This window comes from Corynebacterium sp. zg254 (genome assembly GCF_024701495.1).
GTDB classification, from domain to species: Bacteria; Actinomycetota; Actinomycetes; order Mycobacteriales; family Mycobacteriaceae; genus Corynebacterium; species Corynebacterium zhongnanshanii.
The window spans coordinates 125,288-140,738 of sequence record NZ_WIAR01000003.1 but is presented as its reverse complement, the minus strand read 5'-3'; the positions used below and the strand labels follow the sequence as shown (position 1 = coordinate 140,738).

Genomic DNA, 15,451 nt, shown 5'->3' with positions numbered 1-15,451 from the left:
CCCCACTTGATGTATCAGGAGTAGATCGTGAAGATCCTCATTTTTGCCCTCGTTGGTGTTGTCGCCCAGCTGATCGACGGCGCCCTGGGCATGGCTTTTGGTGTTACCTCCACGACGCTGTTGATTTTGTCTGGAGTGACCCCGGCGCACGCTTCGGCGTCGGTTCACATTGCGGAAATCGGAACCACCTTCTTCTCGGGCCTGTCCCACTGGCGTTTGAAGAACGTGCATTGGCCGACGGTGCTGTCCCTGGGTGTCCCAGGCGCGATCGGTGCGTTCTGCGGTGCCTATCTGCTGTCTAACCTCTCGACGGAATCTGCGGAGCCGGTGGTTTCCACGCTGCTGGTGCTGCTGGGTGCCTACGTGCTGGTGCGTTTCGTGTCCCTGCCATGGAAGGGCGGGATTGAGACGAAGCCGATGTCGCCCACGAAGCGCGCCCGCACGGGCCTGGGCGTGCTGGGTCTGTTGGGTGGAATGCTCGACGCCACCGGTGGCGGCGGGTGGGGCCCCGTGACCACCTCCACGCTGATGAGCGTGGGCAAGTCCGAGCCGCGTCGCATCATCGGTACGGTCAATACCGCCGAGTTCCTGGTGACCGCGGCGGCGGTGGCTGGCTTTATCTTCGGCATGGGTGACGAGCTGACGCAGAACTGGAGGCCGGTCCTTGGTCTGCTGATCGGTGGTGCGATTGCCGCGCCGATTGCGGCGTGGGTCGTGACCGTGGTGAAGCCGCGCACGTTGGGCATGGTGGTCGGTACGTTGCTGATCGTGCTGAACGGTATCCGCCTGGTGAACTACTTTGGCGTGGCCGGTGTGGTTGTTCTGGTTGCCGTGGGCCTGGCAGTGCTGTTCGCGCTGGTGCGCCTGCGCACGTCCTCGCTGCTGGAGGGGTCCCTGAACGACGACGCTGACAGCGAGGCTACCGGCGGCGCTGCTGGTGATGGCAAGGCTGCGGGTGAGGGGCAGGGCTCCCGTTCGACGATGTCTACTTCGACGGAAGAGCGCTCGGCGACCTCGAGCGAGGTATAAGCACAGCCTACATAATCATATAAGTGATGTAGATCACATCAAGGGGTAATGAGAAGCGCTCATTGCCCCTTTTCTTGTGCTCAAATGCGGGCTGCGGGGGAGCGGCCGGACTCTGCAGTGTGTTCTAGGGCACAATGGATGGGTAAACGTAATGCGTCACGCACTGCATCACACTGCATCGCGCACTGCATCACGCACTGCCCGGCCCACCCGCTCGCGGCAGAGCTGATGTGCCGGTGATGTGCCGCTGATGCACCAATCCGAAAGGTAGTTTTTTAGGAATGTCAGAGGCTGCACAGATCGTTTCTGTTATTAGCCCCATCGCGGCAGCCGCAGGGCACCGCTCCGATCTCCTTCGCCAGGTGGACGCCGTCGACATCTTCGACACGCTGCGCCCCGGCGCCCTGGACTTCTCCGAAGCACTGGAGGTCGCTTACAACACCACCGGCTCCGTGCTGCTGGGAACGGGGGAAACCACCTTCGATTCTCGCCTGGCAGCCGCCTGCGGCGCCTCCCACTTCCTGGTCGCGGAGCCCGAGGACGACCGCGTGGCCCTGCAGCTGGCCATCGGAAAGCTGGTGCGTGCCGGCCGCCCACCCCAGGGCATCTGGACCGTGGGCGACGCCTACTCCGGATCGGACGCCCTGGAGTCCGAAGGCCACGCCATTCCGCTGGTGGATTCCTCTGCTGTTCTGAGTGCCTCGCACCGTGACGTGGTCATCGGCCCGGAGCTCTTCGAGCGCAACCTCATTCTGCAGGCGCGCGCCAAGAAAGCCCACATTGTCCTGCCGGAGGGTGATGACGACCGCATCCTGCTGGCCGCCCACCAGCTGCTGGAGGACAAGGTCTGCCAGCTGACGATCCTGGGCGACCCATCCCAGATCGCCGCCCGCGCGAAGGAGCTGAAGCTGGATCTGACCGGCGCTCACCTCACGGACCCCACGAAGGGTAGCCTGCTGGAGGAGTTTGCCGAAAGCTTCGCGGAGCTGCGCAAGGACAAGGGCGTGACCCTGGACGAGGCGCGGGAGACCATGAAGGACATTTCCTACTTCGCTACGATGATGGTTCACAAGGGCATGGCCGATGGCATGGTCTCCGGAGCCGCACACACCACGGCGCACACCATCAAGCCGAGCTTCCAGATCATCAAGACCAAGCCGGGCGCCTCCACTGTCTCCTCCATTTTCCTCATGGTGATGGACGGCGTGCTGTGGGCCTTCGGCGATTGCGCGGTGAACCCTGCGCCCACCTCCGAGCAGCTGGCGGAGATCGCGATCGTCTCTGCGGAGACCGCGGCGCAGTTCGGCATCGACCCGAAGGTCGCGTTGCTGTCCTACTCCACGGGCACGTCGGGCTCCGGCGAGGCTGTGGACCGAGTGGCCGCCGCTGTGGAGATGGCTCGGGACCGTGCGCCGGAACTGCAGCTGGATGGTCCGTTGCAATTCGACGCCGCGGTGGTCGAATCCGTCGGCCAGTCGAAGATGCCGGGGTCCGATGTGGCCGGCAAGGCGACCGTGTTCGTGTTCCCGGACTTGAATGCCGGAAACATCACGTACAAGGCGGTGCAGCGCACGGCTGATGCGTTGGCGGTGGGACCGATTCTCCAGGGCTTGAATAAGCCGGTGAATGACCTGTCCCGTGGCGCCACCGTGCCTGACATCGTCAACACTGTTGCGATTACGGCCATCCAGGCCGGGTAGTTAAATCCCCTCGACGAAGAGAAGAGAGTACAAGCACATGTCACAGTATGTTCTGGTGTTGAACAGCGGTTCGTCCTCCATCAAGTTCCAGGTCATTGACCCGTCCGCTGATCCTTCCCACCCACCGATGGCCGCCGGTCTGGTGGAGCGCATCGGCGAGCCGAAGGGCCTCATTAAAATCAAGACGGAGAACCAGACGCTGGAGGATAGCCGCCCCATCTCTAGCCACTCCGTGGGCCTGGAGCGTGCCTTCGCCCTGATGACGGGCCTGGGCCTCGGCCCGCTGGACCTGGATCTGGCCGCGGTGGGCCACCGCGTGGTCCACGGCGGCAAGGAGTTCACGGGTCCTGTGCGCATCACGAAGGATGTGGTGAAGCAGCTGGAGGATCTGGTTCCTCTGGCGCCACTGCACAACCCGGCGAATATTGACGGTATCCGTGAGTGCATGGACCTGCTGGGCCACCTGCCGCACGTGGCTGTGTTCGATACCTCCTTCTTTAGTGACATGCCGGACGCCGCGGCGAACTACGCGATCAACCGCGAGCTGGTGAAGGAGTACGACATCCGTCGTTATGGCTTCCACGGCACCTCCCACGAGTTCGTTTCGAAGAAGGTTCCGGGGCTGCTGGGCAAGGACCCGAAGGACGTCAAGCAGATCACGCTGCACCTGGGCAATGGTGCGTCCGCTACCGCCATTGACGGTGGCGTGGCGCAGGATACGTCCATGGGTCTCACGCCACTGGCGGGCCTGGTCATGGGAACGCGATCCGGTGACATCGATCCGGGTATCTTGTTCCACCTGGTGCGCTCCGGTGGTCTGAAGGTCGATGACTTGGATGAGCTGCTGAACCGTAAGTCCGGACTCAAGGGCGTGTGCGGTGCGAATGACTTCCGCGAGATCCTGGAGAAGATCGAGCAGGGCGACGAGGATGCGAAGCTGGCTTACGGCATTTACATCCACACGCTGCGCCGCTTCATTGGTTCGTACATGCTGAACCTGGGCGGGCTGGACGCGATCACCTTCACGGCTGGTGTGGGCGAGAACGCGGCGGCGGTGCGTCGGGACGCCTTGGCCGGCCTGGAGAACTTCGGCATCGAGATTGACGACGCGCGCAATACCGATCCGGATGCCGAAGGCCCTCGCGAGATCTCCACGGATAACTCTTCAGTGAAGGTGTTCGTGGTGCCGACGAATGAGGAGCTGGCGATTGCCCAGTACGCCTTCAACATTGCGCAGGAGGCTCAGGAATCCTAACGGGAGCTCCTAGTAAGACCTGACGGCGTACGCCGTGAGCAGATCCGGCCGCGGACGTGGTGCCTAGAACCACGTCCGCGGCCGAATTTTATTGGCCATGTCCACCAGCCGGTAGGCGTGTCGGTTGAACTGGGCGCGGCGGGCCAGCTTCCGCAGTCCCGCCTCCAGTCCGCTGCGCAAGCCCCGTTCGGTGAAGTCCACGTCGAACAGCGGGGCGTTCGACGTGACGGTGTTGCCGCGCTGAAGCCACTTCAGCGCGGCGAACAGCACCGCCAGTTTGATCTGGGGCCGTCGGGGCTCGGTGGTGGGCATGATCTCGAGGCGCCGGGCTGCCCGGCGCAGGCGGGACTCGTTGACCTGGGTGCTGTTGGAGGCCAGCAGCAGGATGGTGGTGAGCCGCGCCTGGTTGAAGTACTGGGAGTTCTGCGGGACCCGATCCAGCGCCGCCACGGCGGAGTCCACCAGCCCTTCGGCGTGCAGCTGCCGTGCCAGGCCGAAGGCGCTGGAGACGGTGGCGGGGTTGGTGGACCAGACCAGCCCGTAGAGGCGCATGGCGTGGAAGCGCAGCGCCACGGGGTCCTGGTCCACGTGCTCCCAGCTGGGGACGGTAGAGAAGTCGTCGATGGGGATTCTCTGCACGTACGCCAGGCTGGAGGCGGCTTTCGTGACGGTTTCGTCCAGCAGCTTGGCGTTGTTCACGCCCATTTGCTGCAGCAGCAGTTCGTCGGTGGCCGCCAGGGCCAGCTTCGGGGCGGGTTCGCCGGGGAGGATGAACAGCACCGTGTTGAAGAACTCCTGGGCGGCCCCGTAGTCGCCGCGCAGTAGGGCCGCGATGCCGGAGTGCCAGTGGAAGCGCCAGTCGTTCTCCAGGCGCGGTTTCATCTCGTCTAGCATCTCCTGGGCTTCGGTTGTCTGCCCGAGGTCCAGGTGAGCGCGCACCATGGACAGCGGGATCTCCACGCTGGTGCGCATTTCGTATTGTTGGGAGGCCGCGGACAGGGTGTTGAGCAGGTCGGCGGCTTCGGTGTAGCTGGCGGCGGCAAGCAGTGAGGCGCCGGCGTCTTTGCGGTCGACCAGTGGCGTGGGCAGCGCCGCGACCACTTCGGGGGCGGTGATTTCCACGCTGCGTTCGATACCGTCGATGAGCTGGTCGGTGCGGAACACGATGTGCTTAGTCCCGAAGGTGGAACGTTGCGCGGTGAAGCGCGTGTCAAGGTGCGGGTAGTGGCGCCCGTCGCGCAGGGCCAGGATCTCCCGCAGAACGCCTTTGAGCTGGTTGGCCATGGTGGTGGCGGAGGAAAAGCGCTTGTCCGGGTCGGGGTTCGTCGCCCGTGTGAGCAGCCGGTAGAGGGAGAGGTACTCGCGGAACAGCGGCTCGTCGTCGGGCGTGGGCAGCCCGGGGGCATACGCGCCGTTTTCCACGGGGAGCTTCACGATGAGGCTTGCGAGGGTGCGCCCCACTGAATATATATCCGACGCCACAGTGGGCCCCGTCGTAGCTATCTCTGGAGCCTGGAAGCCTCGGGTGCCGAAGATGTGCCCGTAGGCACCGATTCCGGACACGGCCCCGAGGTCGATCAGTTTCACTTGGTCCTCGGTGACGATGATGTTGTCGGGTTTCATGTCGTTGTAGACCACGCCACGGGAGTGGAGGTAGTCCAGCGCCGGCAGGATTTCGAGGATGTAGGCGATGGCGATGTCGACGTCCAGGACTCCGCGTGGCGATTGGCGGCGCACGGCCCGCAGGGAGGGGCCTCCCACGTACTCCATGATGATGAAGCCGCCGTCGGAGCCGGTGATTTTTTCGTTGCGGATGTCGTGTTCGTCGATGAAGTTGAAGATCTTCACGATCCCGGGGTGGGTGATGTCCGCCAGGAAGGCGCGTTCGGATTCGGCGACGGCGCGTTCGTGGGCGTTGGCGGTGCCCATCATGGCTTTGAGCACCACGTAGCGGTCGGCCACGTTGTGGTCGATGGCGAGGTAGATCCACCCCATGCCGCCGTGAGCGATGGGCCCGAGGACCTCGTATTGGCCGGCGACGATGTCACCAGGGGAGAGCTTCGGCGGTTCGGTGCCCTGCGCGATGGCATCCGTGGGGTCCATGGTGGCGCTGTCGGGGTTGTAGGGCGTGATGAAGGGCAGCGCCACCATGCCTCCGGCCACGCGGTCGCTTTGGCGTTCCGTTCCGCGGAGCTGCCGGAAGTTCTTAAGCGCTTCCCGGCGGGAGCGTTCGCCCGCGCTGTCGGCGGGCGCCGCGGTGGGGTCGGTGGATGGGGCTGTGGAGTCGTCGGTGTCTGCAAACACGGCGGCGTCGGTGACTTCGTCGTCATCGGCGAAGGGGTCGAAGGCAACGGCCTCGGTGTGGGGACCGTCGTCGTCCTCGTCGTCGGCGAAGGGGTCGAACACGGTCGCTTCGGTCGCCTGGGACTCTGCCTCGGCTCGGGCTGCTGTGTTGGCCTCGGTGGTTGCCTCGGCCATCACATCATCCTGCGTGTCCAGCTCGCGGTCGTCGTCTGTGTGACTCATGAGGACTCCCCTCCGTTGTAACCATGGTGCTTGCGGAACTCCTGGAGCTCCGTGTCCTCGATCTCCGTGCGGTAGCTTCCGCGCGGGATCTGGCTGGCGCCCAGGTAGTCCGCCAGCCACGTGTTGTAGAGCCGTGTCCAGGTCCCATCGGTGCGAATGCGCTGCAGCGTTGCGTTGACCTGCATCACAAGCCCGGTGGTCTCGCGGCCTTTACGGCTGGAGGCGATGCCCACCCCATAGTCGCTTTCGCTCGTGGATTCACGGATAAGCCGTGTGTAAGGGTCCTGCGCCTGGAGGCCGGAGAGTATGGCGTCGTCGGTAAAAATCGCATCGGTCTGGTGGCGCTGCATCGCCATCAGGCAGTCGGTCCAGGTGTTGGTGCGCATGAGCTCCCTCGGCCCGTATTCCCTGATGAGGTCCGCGGAGGTGGAGTTTCGGGCCACGCAGACTCGCTTCGTGCGCAGGTCGGTGAAGGAGTTGATGTCCGAATCCTCCAGCACCAACAGGCGGTTTTTGACATGGAGGTACGGGGTGGAGAACTCGACCTCGGCCTGGCGGTGCCGGGTGATGGTCATGGTGCGCATGACGATGTCCACGTTGCCCTCGTTCAGGGCCTTCACGCGGTCGAGCGAATCGACGAAGCGGAACTCCACCTTGGTGGGATCACCGAAGATGTCCCGGGCAATTTCGCGGGCCAGCTCCACCTCGAACCCGTCGAGGTCGCCAGTGGCGGGGTTACGGAAACCCAGGCGGTTGAGGCTTTGAGCAACACCGACGATGATGCGCCCGCGGTGGTAGATCTCACCGACGCGCTGCTCGGGCAGGCGGCCGTCCGGGCTGATCGAGCCAAAGGGGGTGGGGTCGGTGGGGCGTTCGTGGGAGTCGGTGTCCTCCAGGCTTTCGACCACGGCCCCCATGGGAAGGTCGGTGTCTGCGGTGACGGTGGGTTCGGGCCAGTGGGGAAGCTGATCGGGTTGCTGCGTGCAGGCGGTGAGCCCCATCAGACCGGCCATCGTGGCGGCGGCCAGGGTGAGGCGTCGGTTCTGCGTCATCGTCATCACAGGAACTCCTGCATTCGTGGGCGGATGCCAAGGACCACCAGCAGCGCGGCGAGGATGGTCATGATGACCACCACCATAGAGATGCGTGCTGCTGCTACACGGCCGCCGATCAGCACGTGCTGGAGGTCCTCTCGCGTAATGGAGATGAGGTTTTGGAGGTCCTCGTCCAGCGTGGTGAAGCTCTTCGGCCCCTCACCGGCCTCCTCGGCCATGGATACGCTGATGGCGCGTTGGTAGTCGCCCTCGCGGATCTGCGCCACCATGGAGGCGTGCGTGTGGTCCCACTGCCGCAGCGCCTCGCGGGCATTGTCGATGTGGGAGGGCATATCCACCTCGTCGCGCAGGTCGACGAGGGTCTTATCGATGGCGAGGATGCGTTCGGAGAACTTCTGCTGTGCCCGCTCGTCGTAGTCGCGCTGGATCAGCCCCAGGGCCTCCTGGGAGCGCGCCTGCTGCACCGAGATGCGCACCTGGGTGAGTTTCTCCAGCGGCTGGACGGAGCTCTGCACCGCCTGGGTGCCCTGGTACCAGACCACGGCGGAGGAGATGGTGGACCACAAGGTGGCGATGAGCATCAGGCTAAAGGCCAGGAACCAGCCGATGTTGATGCGTCGGTTGGTTTTGGCGGTGAGCCAGATCTGCGCCAGGAACAGCATCGCCACGGCGGCGAACAACCCGGTAAGGGGGAACCACATGGGAGCCACCAGGCGGTCCTGCTCCTTGGACAGAGTGCTGCTGGTGGTGGTGTACAGTTCCTCTGCCGCGGGCAGCATGGTGCGCTGCATGAGCGCGGAGGCCTGGGTGAGGTAGCTGGCTCCGATGGGGTTGAGCTGGCGGTCATTGGCCTCCGCCATGGCCACCAGGTGCATGTACTGGGGGAGGTTCTCCTGGATGGACAGGATCAGCTCCATCTCCCGGGACTCCACGTTGGTGATGCCGTGGCCGGCGCGGACGACGGCCCCGGAGGCGTCCGTGATGGCGTCGTCAAAGGTAGCTTTCGCGGCGGGGTTGGAGCCGGATTTCTGTAGAAATCCGGTGGTGATGGCCGAATCGGCGACGGACAGCGAGTTGAAGAGCTCCTGGGCGTCGTTGGATAACGGTTCGGTGCGGGTGACCAGGCTATTGAGGCTCGTCTGGCGCGAGTCGGCGCTCAGCCCCACGGCGAGTCCCGCGGCGAGGATCGCGACGACCAGGATGAAGGAGACGATGGTGAATTTGCCCGGTGTGGTGCGCGCGGAGGTGGCGGCACGGCGCAGGGACTCCACGAGCGGGGAGAGGGCGCCTTTGACGGAACGGCGATTGCTGGCTGTGACATCTTCTTCGTCCAGCCAGCGGTCCGCATGCAACGCCTGTAGAGGGGGCATGTGCTGCATTATATACGGCTCATCTTTCACTCTGGTCACACTTGAGAAAACTGGGCTGCTGAATTGTGGGGAGTCCTGGAGAAGTTGTGAAGAGTTCTGGAAAAGTTGTGCCTAACCTAATAACAAACCTATAACTAAACTTTCGTTCCCCTATCCTGAGAGCCGAGAGTGTGGCACACTGGTGACCATGATTACAGTGAGTTCCCTGTCCAAAACCTATGGTGGTACGACAGTGGTGGACAACCTGGACTTTGAGGTCAAGCCCGGCATCGTGACCGGATTCCTTGGCCCCAACGGCGCCGGCAAGTCCACCACGATGCGTATGATCGTAGGCCTTGACCAGCCAACTCAAGGCGAAGCCCTGATCGACGGAAAGCCCTACAGTGCCTACGACAAGCCGTTGCACAAGGTCGGCACTCTGCTCGACGCCAAGTGGGTGCACCCCAACCGCTCCGCCCGCGCGCACCTGGAGTGGATAGCCGCCTCCAACGGCATCTCCCGTGCCCGCGTGGACGAGGTGCTGGCGATGGTGGGACTCACGGAGGTCGCAAAACGCAAGGCTGGAAAGTACTCCCTGGGTATGGGCCAGCGCCTCGGCCTGGCCGCGGCGATGCTGGGAGATCCCGAAGTGCTGATCCTGGACGAGCCCGTCAACGGCCTGGACCCCGAAGGCATCCGCTGGGTGCGCGACTTCGTCCGCGCCCTGGCCAAGGAGGGCCGCACGGTGCTGATCAGTTCGCACCTGCTCAGCGAGATGTCCATGACCGCTGATCACCTGGTGGTCATCGGCAAGGGAAAGATGGTGGCGAACACCAGCACCCACGACTTCACCAAGAACGCCTCCGAGGTGTCCACCGTGGTGCGCGCGGACGATCTCGACGCCCTGCGCACGCTCCTCAGCGAGGAATCCGTCACCAGCGTGCCATTCACGGATGAGGAGGGCCGCCCGTCCCTGAAGGTGCCCGGTAAGAACAGTGACTGGATTGGCGAGCTCGCCTTCAGCGGTGGCATCCTGCTGCGCGAGTTGGCTGAAGTGCGCCCGTCCCTGGAGGACGCATTCATGCGCATGACGGGCAACAGCGTGGAGTACCACGCGAGCAGCAACGGACAGGCCCCGCAGGCCCAGCCGCAGCAAACACCACAACAGCAAGCCCAGCCCGAAGCCCCATCCCGACGGGGCTCCGGTGGCCGCCGTGGGGGAACGGGGTCGGTGCCGGCGTCGGAATTATTGAAGAAACACGGCAAGGAGGAGCCACGTGCTTAATGTCATGAAGGCGGAGTGGATCAAGCTGCGCAGTACCAAGGGCCTGTGGTGGACCAGCGCGCTCATCATCTTTTTCTCTGTCGCGTTGGCCCTGCTGATGGGTCTCACCAGCGGCTGGACTCTGAAGGACAACGACGCATCCAGCGACCCTATGGAGGCATTCGCCATTCTCGGCATGCTGCGGCCAAATGTGGCCCTAACCGGCCTGTCGACCTTCGGCGTGATGATCATCCTGATCCAGGGCGTGATGACCGTGACCTCCGAATACGCGCATAGCACGCAGAAGATGTCCGTCCTGTCCACCCCGGCACGCTGGAAGCTGGCCGTGGCGAAGCTGGGCGTGTACGGCGCGATCGCGGTGGTCGTGTCCTTCATCGCGGCGCTGCTGTCCATCCTGGGCATGGAGCTGACCTTCCGCACCCAAATTGATAACGACGCCCTGCTGGACCTCGTCGGCTTCTCCGCCGCGTATGTGTGGGGCTACATCGGCCGCACGGTGCTGTACGCGTTCCTCTCCGCCATGATCGCCATTGGCGTGGGTTACCTGATCCACAACACCGCCGGTGCCATTGCTCTGCTGCTGCTGTGGAAGATGATCGTGGAGACCGTGGTAGTGGGGCTGATCCCGAAGGTGCGGGACGTGCTCCCTCAGTGGATGCCGTTTTCCCACATGGACAATTATGTGGCACGCATGCCCGTGGAGAAAGCGGTGTGGCACGACACCCTGGGTCAGACCGGCTCCGCGTTGTACTTCGCACTGTGGTGCGTGGTGATCTTTGCCGCTGGTGTGGTGGCGCTGAACAAGCGTGATGCCTAAGCCCGCGCCGGGCGCGGGAGATGCGCCGGGCGCTGGGGGTGCGTCCGCGCGGCTGTCGCTGATGCCGTTTGTGGGCTTGGCGTTGATCTTCGCCGCCGGGCCCCTGGGTACGGACATGTTCCTGCCGTCCGTTCCTGCAATCACGGCGGAGCTGCACACCGCTGCTACCACCACGCAGCTGGCGATTACCACGTTCATGATCGGGATGGGCGTGGGCCAGGTGCTGTTTGGCCCCGTCTCTGATTCATGGGGACGACGCCAACTTCTCATCAGCGGAACCCTTCTTGGTGTGCTGTCCAGCCTGGTGTGTTCGCTGGCTCCGAGCATCGAGATTCTGGTGACGGCGCGCCTGTTCCAAGGCATCGCCGGTGGCATCGGTGTGGTGCTGGTTCGCGCGATCATCACGGACCGGTCGAAGCCGTCGGAGGCGGCCAAGAGCTTTGCGGTGCTGATGGCGATCAATGGCGTGGCTCCGATTGTGGCCCCGTTGATCGGTGGTGTGCTGCATGAGGTCACGGGGTGGCGTGGCGTCTTCTGGGTTCTGACGGCGGTGGCCGTTGTGCAGCTAGGGGTTGCTGTGCGTAACCCGGAGAGTCTCGACGCCAGCGCGCGCAGTCAGGGGCGCGTGCTGTCTACCTACCGCAGGATGGGCACGCTCCTGAAGATCCCTGAGTTCGCGGGGCATGTGCTGATTTTCGGTTTCGGATTCGGCACGATGTTCGCCTTTATTGCGGGGTCCTCGGTGGTGTTTCAGTCTCAACTGGGGCTGTCGCCGGTGGCGTATTCGGTGGCTTTTGCGGTGAACGCGAGTGCGCTGATTGTGATGTCCGTGGTGAATGTGCGGCTGGCCGGTGTGGTGGATCCGCGGACTCTGCAAAAGTGGGGTGTGGTGCTGCTCGCGCTGGGCGCTGTGGCGTTGCTGGTGGTTGCGGTGTTCGTGGTGCCGCATGTGCCGGGCGCTCCAGGCGAGGGCGCTGCGGGCGCTGCGGGTGCTGAGGCTGCTGCGCCGCTGTGGTTGGTGGTTGTCTGCCTGCTGTGCACCATCACCACGACCGCGGGCAATGGGCTGATGATGGCCAACACCACGGTGCTGGCGCAGGGGATCGCTGCGCGTTATGCCGGCGCGGGATCGGCACTGTTGGGGGCGGTTCAGTTCCTGGTGGCCGGCCTGGTGAGCCCCATGACGGCGATGGGGGAGGACAAGCTGATGATGCTTGCGCTCACGATGTGCGCCTCAGCAGTGGTGGCCCACTGCGGTAATGCGCTGGTGGTGTTCGCGCGCCGTCGCGCTGCCTAGGCCTCGTGGGAGCGCTGGATGTCGTCGATGAGGGATTCTGCGGCAATGGACAGGTTGCGTAGTGCGGGCACACCGCGGCGGAGCTTCGCGACGTCCCGGGCGTCCATGCGGCGGGTGGCGCGCGCAATGAGCAGCGCCCATTCGTCGGTAATGGAGTTCATCATTTCGATGCCGTCGTCGGTCAGGTATAGGTTCTGGGCGCGCTTGTCCTGGTCGTTGGCCTTGCGCTTGACGAAGCCGCCGTTAATGAGACGCCGCACTGTTGCGGAGACGTTGGAGGCGCGGAGGAAACGCAGGCGCGCGATGTCTGACACGCCACAGCCGGGGTGCTGGCCGATGAACTGCAGGACCTCGATTTCGGATTGGGAGATGGAGAGCTTCTGGTTGGGGCGCTCCATGAGGCGGCGGATGCCGGAGAGGAAGTCGTACACGCTGGACGCGATCTCGGCGACGTCGATCTCGGGGAGCATTTCGGGGGCGCGATGACCGCGGATGCGGGAGCTGTACGTGTCCCGATGGGACGCGTCGAAGTCGTTGAGGGTGCTGAAATCATCGCGTTCGTTGGTCATCTGCCGTCACTTCCTTTTAGTGGGTGTTTCTATTACAGCCATAATGGTGTCTTCGTTATGTGCACATAGTACTGCAGACAGCACCATCGTTTGTGCGGGTACGTAAAACTTTTGGCTTATCTTAAGTTTTTCTTTTTTAACGTAAAGAGTGGGTTCTGTGTAACGCTCCTGATCATTCCTCAGCGCAGGTCCTTATTGCAGGGCACTGGTGAGGCGGCACAGATTGTCCACATACTGCTTGTACCAGGGGCGCGTGTTCCATTCCTCGGCGGTCAGCAGGGTGGATTTATCCTTGTAGTCCTGTGCCAGTTCATTGAGCGATTCAAGCATCGCGCCGTCGCCCACCATGAGGCTGCACTCGTAGTTCAGCCAGAAGCTGCGCATGTCCATATTGGAGCTGCCCATCACGGCCACTTCCTCGTCGGCGATGAGGAACTTGGAATGCAGAACATACGGGGCGGGGTAGAGGTACATCTTCACTCCCGCGTCCAGGAGCTCTTGGTAGTAGGAGGCCTGGGCATGCCCCACCATTTTCTGGTCGGACTTCTCGGAGACGTACAGCTCCACGGTCACTCCGCGGTAACACGCGGTGGTCACGGCCTCGAGGAGGGATTCGTCGGGGATGAAGTAGGGGCTGACGATCCGCAGGGACTTCTTGGCGTGGTGGATTAGGGAGTTAAACAGCCGCAGATTCGGTTCGGTGGTGAACCCCGGCCCGGAGGGAACCACCTGCATGACGTCTGTGCCCACGTCGCTGTTGTCATCTTCCAGCCAGGCGGTCAGTTCGCCCGGCGTCATGAAGTCCAGGGTCTCCCCGGATTCCGTGTACCAGTCCACGGCGAAGACGGAGTTGATGGAGGAAACCACCGGCCCGGTGATTTCCGCCATGACGTCCACCCACTGGCGGCCCACCTTGTGGTTCTTCTTGTTCTGGTACTCAGGCTCCACGAGGTTCTGAGATCCCATGAAGGCCCACGTGCCGTCGACGATGACCAGCTTGCGGTGGTTGCGCAGGTCGGGGCGACGGAAGCGCCAGCGCCAGGGCTTGAGTGGAAGCATGACTTCGTACTGCACACCCATGCGTTCTAGTCGCTTGCCGAGCTTCTTGTTGCCGGGGTACTTGTGGGCGCCGATGTGGTCCCACAGGAAGCGCACATCCACGCCGCGTTTGGCGGCGCGCTCCATGGCGTCGAAGAAGGGGGCGGTGGTGCTGTCGTAGGCAGCGATGTACATCTCCACGTTGACGAAGTACTTGGCCTTGTCGATGGCGGAGGCCATGGCCTTGATGGATTCTCGGTAGTCGCTGTGCAGCGCCACCATGCTTCCGGCCACGGGCGGTAGCGCCGTGAGTTCGCGGTTGAGGGCCACCAGGCTTTGGATTTCCCTGGACAACACCATGTTTTTCGGGGTCTCCGGCTCCTCAGCAGACATGGTCCGGATCAGCTCGTTCGCCCGATTCTGGATCGTGTGGCGCCTGCGGTTGATGTAGGGCGAGCCCATCAGGAAGTACAGAAGCAGGCCCACGAACGGCAGCAGGAAGATCGCGAGCAGCCAGGCCATGGCGCTGCTGGGGCGCCTGTCCTTGGGCACCCAGCCCAGCGCGATGAACTTCAAAGTGTAGTCGGCGATGACGATCAGGTACTGCCACCATTCCATGTCGCGCAGGACTGTCTGCACGCTCCCGGAGAGCAGCTGATAGAACTCGACGATGATCGGATCCATGGTGCGGCCTTTGTGTGCTTATACGTAGAGGTTGGTGTGTTTAGGGCAGGGTGTAGTCCACGATCACGGGAGCGTGGTCGCTAGCACCCTTGCCTGTGCGCTCGTCGCGGTCCACGCGCGCATCCGTGGCGGTCACGCCTTTGGCGTAGTGGAGGTCGATGCGCATGCCTTCGTTCTTCTGGAATCGCAGAGCCTGGTAGTCCCAGTAGGTGTACTGGTCTTGGATCAGCTCGGTGGCCTGGGTCATGCCGGCGCGTTCCAGCTCGTCCAGGGCCGCGCGTTCTCTGGGGGTGACGTGGGTCTTCCCGTCGAAGAAGCTGCGGTCCCACACGTCCTCGTCCCGTGGGGCGATGTTGTAATCGCCCACCAGGATGAGCCGGTCGGCACCCCCGCCCGCGGCGTCCTTGCCGGCGTAGCCCGCCAGGGCCTTCAGCCACCGCAGTTTGTAGGAATAGTGGGGGTCGGAGATCGCCCGGCCGTTCGGCACGTAGAGGCTCCACACCTCCACGCCATCGCCGCTAGCGCCAGCACCGCCGCCCACGGTCGCCCCGATCGCGCGTGCCTCCAGGGACTGTTCGGCAGTCAGGTCCTTGTTGAACCCGGGCTGCCCAAACTCCGTCTTCACATTCTTCAGCCCAATGCGGGACAGTATCGCCACGCCATTGAAGGAATGCAGTCCGAAGTGCGCCTGTTCGTAGCCGGTATCTGTGAAGTCGGGGAACTGGGCGTCGGTACATTTCGTTTCCTGCAGGCACAGGACATCAACGTCGGCGCGTTGAAGGAACGCCCGCACACGTTCTTCGCGCGTGCGGACGGAGTTGATATTCCACGTGGCGATTCGCATGCG

12 protein-coding genes are annotated in these 15,451 nt (G+C 63.5%); 6 read left to right on the top strand and 6 right to left on the bottom strand.

From position 1 onward, the window contains the following. The first annotated feature begins 27 nt into the window (after nt 1-27). From GC425_RS08215 to GC425_RS08205, 3 genes are all read left to right on the top strand, one after another. The gene (locus GC425_RS08215) at nt 28-1,029 is read left to right on the top strand and encodes a sulfite exporter TauE/SafE family protein (RefSeq protein WP_257822986.1); all 1,002 of its coding nucleotides are present in this window, start codon (nt 28-30) and stop codon (nt 1,027-1,029) included. 281 nt (nt 1,030-1,310) lie between these two features. Continuing rightward, nucleotides 1,311-2,729 carry a phosphate acetyltransferase gene (pta, locus tag GC425_RS08210; protein ID WP_151844649.1) on the top strand — a complete coding sequence of 473 codons (1,419 nt, stop codon included), beginning with the start codon at nt 1,311-1,313 and terminating at the stop codon, nt 2,727-2,729. Nucleotides 2,730-2,766: 37 nt separating this feature from the next. Then, nucleotides 2,767-3,984 carry an acetate kinase gene (locus tag GC425_RS08205; protein ID WP_151844648.1) on the top strand — a complete coding sequence of 406 codons (1,218 nt, stop codon included), beginning with the start codon at nt 2,767-2,769 and terminating at the stop codon, nt 3,982-3,984. Between the two features lie 63 nt (nt 3,985-4,047). Here the strand turns inward: GC425_RS08205 and GC425_RS08200 are convergent, their stop codons facing one another. The 3 genes from GC425_RS08200 to GC425_RS08190 are packed head-to-tail and all read right to left on the bottom strand — an operon-like array spanning nt 4,048 to nt 8,935. Beyond that, nucleotides 4,048-6,510, bottom strand: coding sequence for a serine/threonine protein kinase (locus tag GC425_RS08200; RefSeq protein ID WP_151844647.1), 2,463 nt, complete (start codon nt 6,508-6,510; stop codon nt 4,048-4,050). Next, complete coding sequence (locus tag GC425_RS08195; protein WP_231699781.1) at nt 6,507-7,568, bottom strand: glutamate ABC transporter substrate-binding protein; 1,062 nt, start codon at nt 7,566-7,568, stop codon at nt 6,507-6,509. Before GC425_RS08195 ends, GC425_RS08200 begins: the two co-directional genes overlap by 4 nt. Continuing rightward, on the bottom strand, nt 7,568-8,935 hold the full coding sequence (locus tag GC425_RS08190; protein WP_187767932.1) for a hypothetical protein: 1,368 nt from the start codon (nt 8,933-8,935) through the stop codon (nt 7,568-7,570). Before GC425_RS08190 ends, GC425_RS08195 begins: the two co-directional genes overlap by 1 nt. 187 nt (nt 8,936-9,122) lie before the next feature. Between GC425_RS08190 and GC425_RS08185 the strand changes: the two genes are divergently transcribed. Genes GC425_RS08185 through GC425_RS08175 form a run of 3 tightly spaced genes read left to right on the top strand, consistent with a single transcriptional unit; the run spans nt 9,123 to nt 12,313 of the window. Further along, nucleotides 9,123-10,199, top strand: a complete 1,077-nt coding sequence (locus tag GC425_RS08185) for an ABC transporter ATP-binding protein (protein WP_151842566.1) — start codon at nt 9,123-9,125, stop codon at nt 10,197-10,199. After that, nucleotides 10,192-11,016 carry an ABC transporter permease subunit gene (locus GC425_RS08180; RefSeq protein WP_151844646.1) on the top strand — a complete coding sequence of 275 codons (825 nt, stop codon included), beginning with the start codon at nt 10,192-10,194 and terminating at the stop codon, nt 11,014-11,016. Before GC425_RS08185 ends, GC425_RS08180 begins: the two co-directional genes overlap by 8 nt. Beyond that, nucleotides 11,009-12,313, top strand: a complete 1,305-nt coding sequence (locus GC425_RS08175; protein WP_231699793.1) for a multidrug effflux MFS transporter — start codon at nt 11,009-11,011, stop codon at nt 12,311-12,313. Before GC425_RS08180 ends, GC425_RS08175 begins: the two co-directional genes overlap by 8 nt. On the opposite strand, the gene GC425_RS08170 is transcribed toward GC425_RS08175, so the two are convergent. From GC425_RS08170 to GC425_RS08160, 3 genes are all read right to left on the bottom strand, one after another. After that, entirely contained in the window at nt 12,310-12,882 is a 573-nt protein-coding gene (locus GC425_RS08170) for a MarR family winged helix-turn-helix transcriptional regulator (protein WP_151842563.1), read from the bottom strand. The two genes, GC425_RS08175 and GC425_RS08170, sit on opposite strands and share 4 nt — an antisense overlap. A 192-nt stretch (nt 12,883-13,074) precedes the next feature. Beyond that, nucleotides 13,075-14,538 carry a cardiolipin synthase gene (gene cls, locus GC425_RS08165; protein WP_231699792.1) on the bottom strand — a complete coding sequence of 488 codons (1,464 nt, stop codon included), beginning with the start codon at nt 14,536-14,538 and terminating at the stop codon, nt 13,075-13,077. Between the two features lie 106 nt (nt 14,539-14,644). Then, a complete protein-coding gene (locus GC425_RS08160) occupies nt 14,645-15,448 on the bottom strand; it encodes an exodeoxyribonuclease III (RefSeq protein ID WP_151844644.1) in 804 nt (267 codons plus the stop codon). Nucleotides 15,449-15,451: the final 3 nt, after the last annotated feature.

What these genes read in the sequence shown, in the direction of transcription:
- pta (WP_151844649.1), top strand. Translation starts at nt 1,311, where the DNA reads ATGTCAGAGGCTGCACAGATCGTTTCTGTTATTAGCCCCATCGCGGCA.
- GC425_RS08190 (WP_187767932.1), bottom strand. Translation starts at nt 8,935, where the DNA reads ATGCCCCCTCTACAGGCGTTGCATGCGGACCGCTGGCTGGACGAAGAA.
- GC425_RS08160 (WP_151844644.1), bottom strand. Translation starts at nt 15,448, where the DNA reads ATGCGAATCGCCACGTGGAATATCAACTCCGTCCGCACGCGCGAAGAA.
- GC425_RS08205 (WP_151844648.1), top strand. Translation starts at nt 2,767, where the DNA reads ATGTCACAGTATGTTCTGGTGTTGAACAGCGGTTCGTCCTCCATCAAG.
- GC425_RS08195 (WP_231699781.1), bottom strand. Translation starts at nt 7,568, where the DNA reads ATGACGATGACGCAGAACCGACGCCTCACCCTGGCCGCCGCCACGATG.
- GC425_RS08170 (WP_151842563.1), bottom strand. Translation starts at nt 12,882, where the DNA reads ATGACCAACGAACGCGATGATTTCAGCACCCTCAACGACTTCGACGCG.
- cls (WP_231699792.1), bottom strand. Translation starts at nt 14,538, where the DNA reads ATGGAATGGTGGCAGTACCTGATCGTCATCGCCGACTACACTTTGAAG.
- GC425_RS08175 (WP_231699793.1), top strand. Translation starts at nt 11,009, where the DNA reads ATGCCTAAGCCCGCGCCGGGCGCGGGAGATGCGCCGGGCGCTGGGGGT.
- GC425_RS08200 (WP_151844647.1), bottom strand. Translation starts at nt 6,510, where the DNA reads ATGAGTCACACAGACGACGACCGCGAGCTGGACACGCAGGATGATGTG.
- GC425_RS08185 (WP_151842566.1), top strand. Translation starts at nt 9,123, where the DNA reads ATGATTACAGTGAGTTCCCTGTCCAAAACCTATGGTGGTACGACAGTG.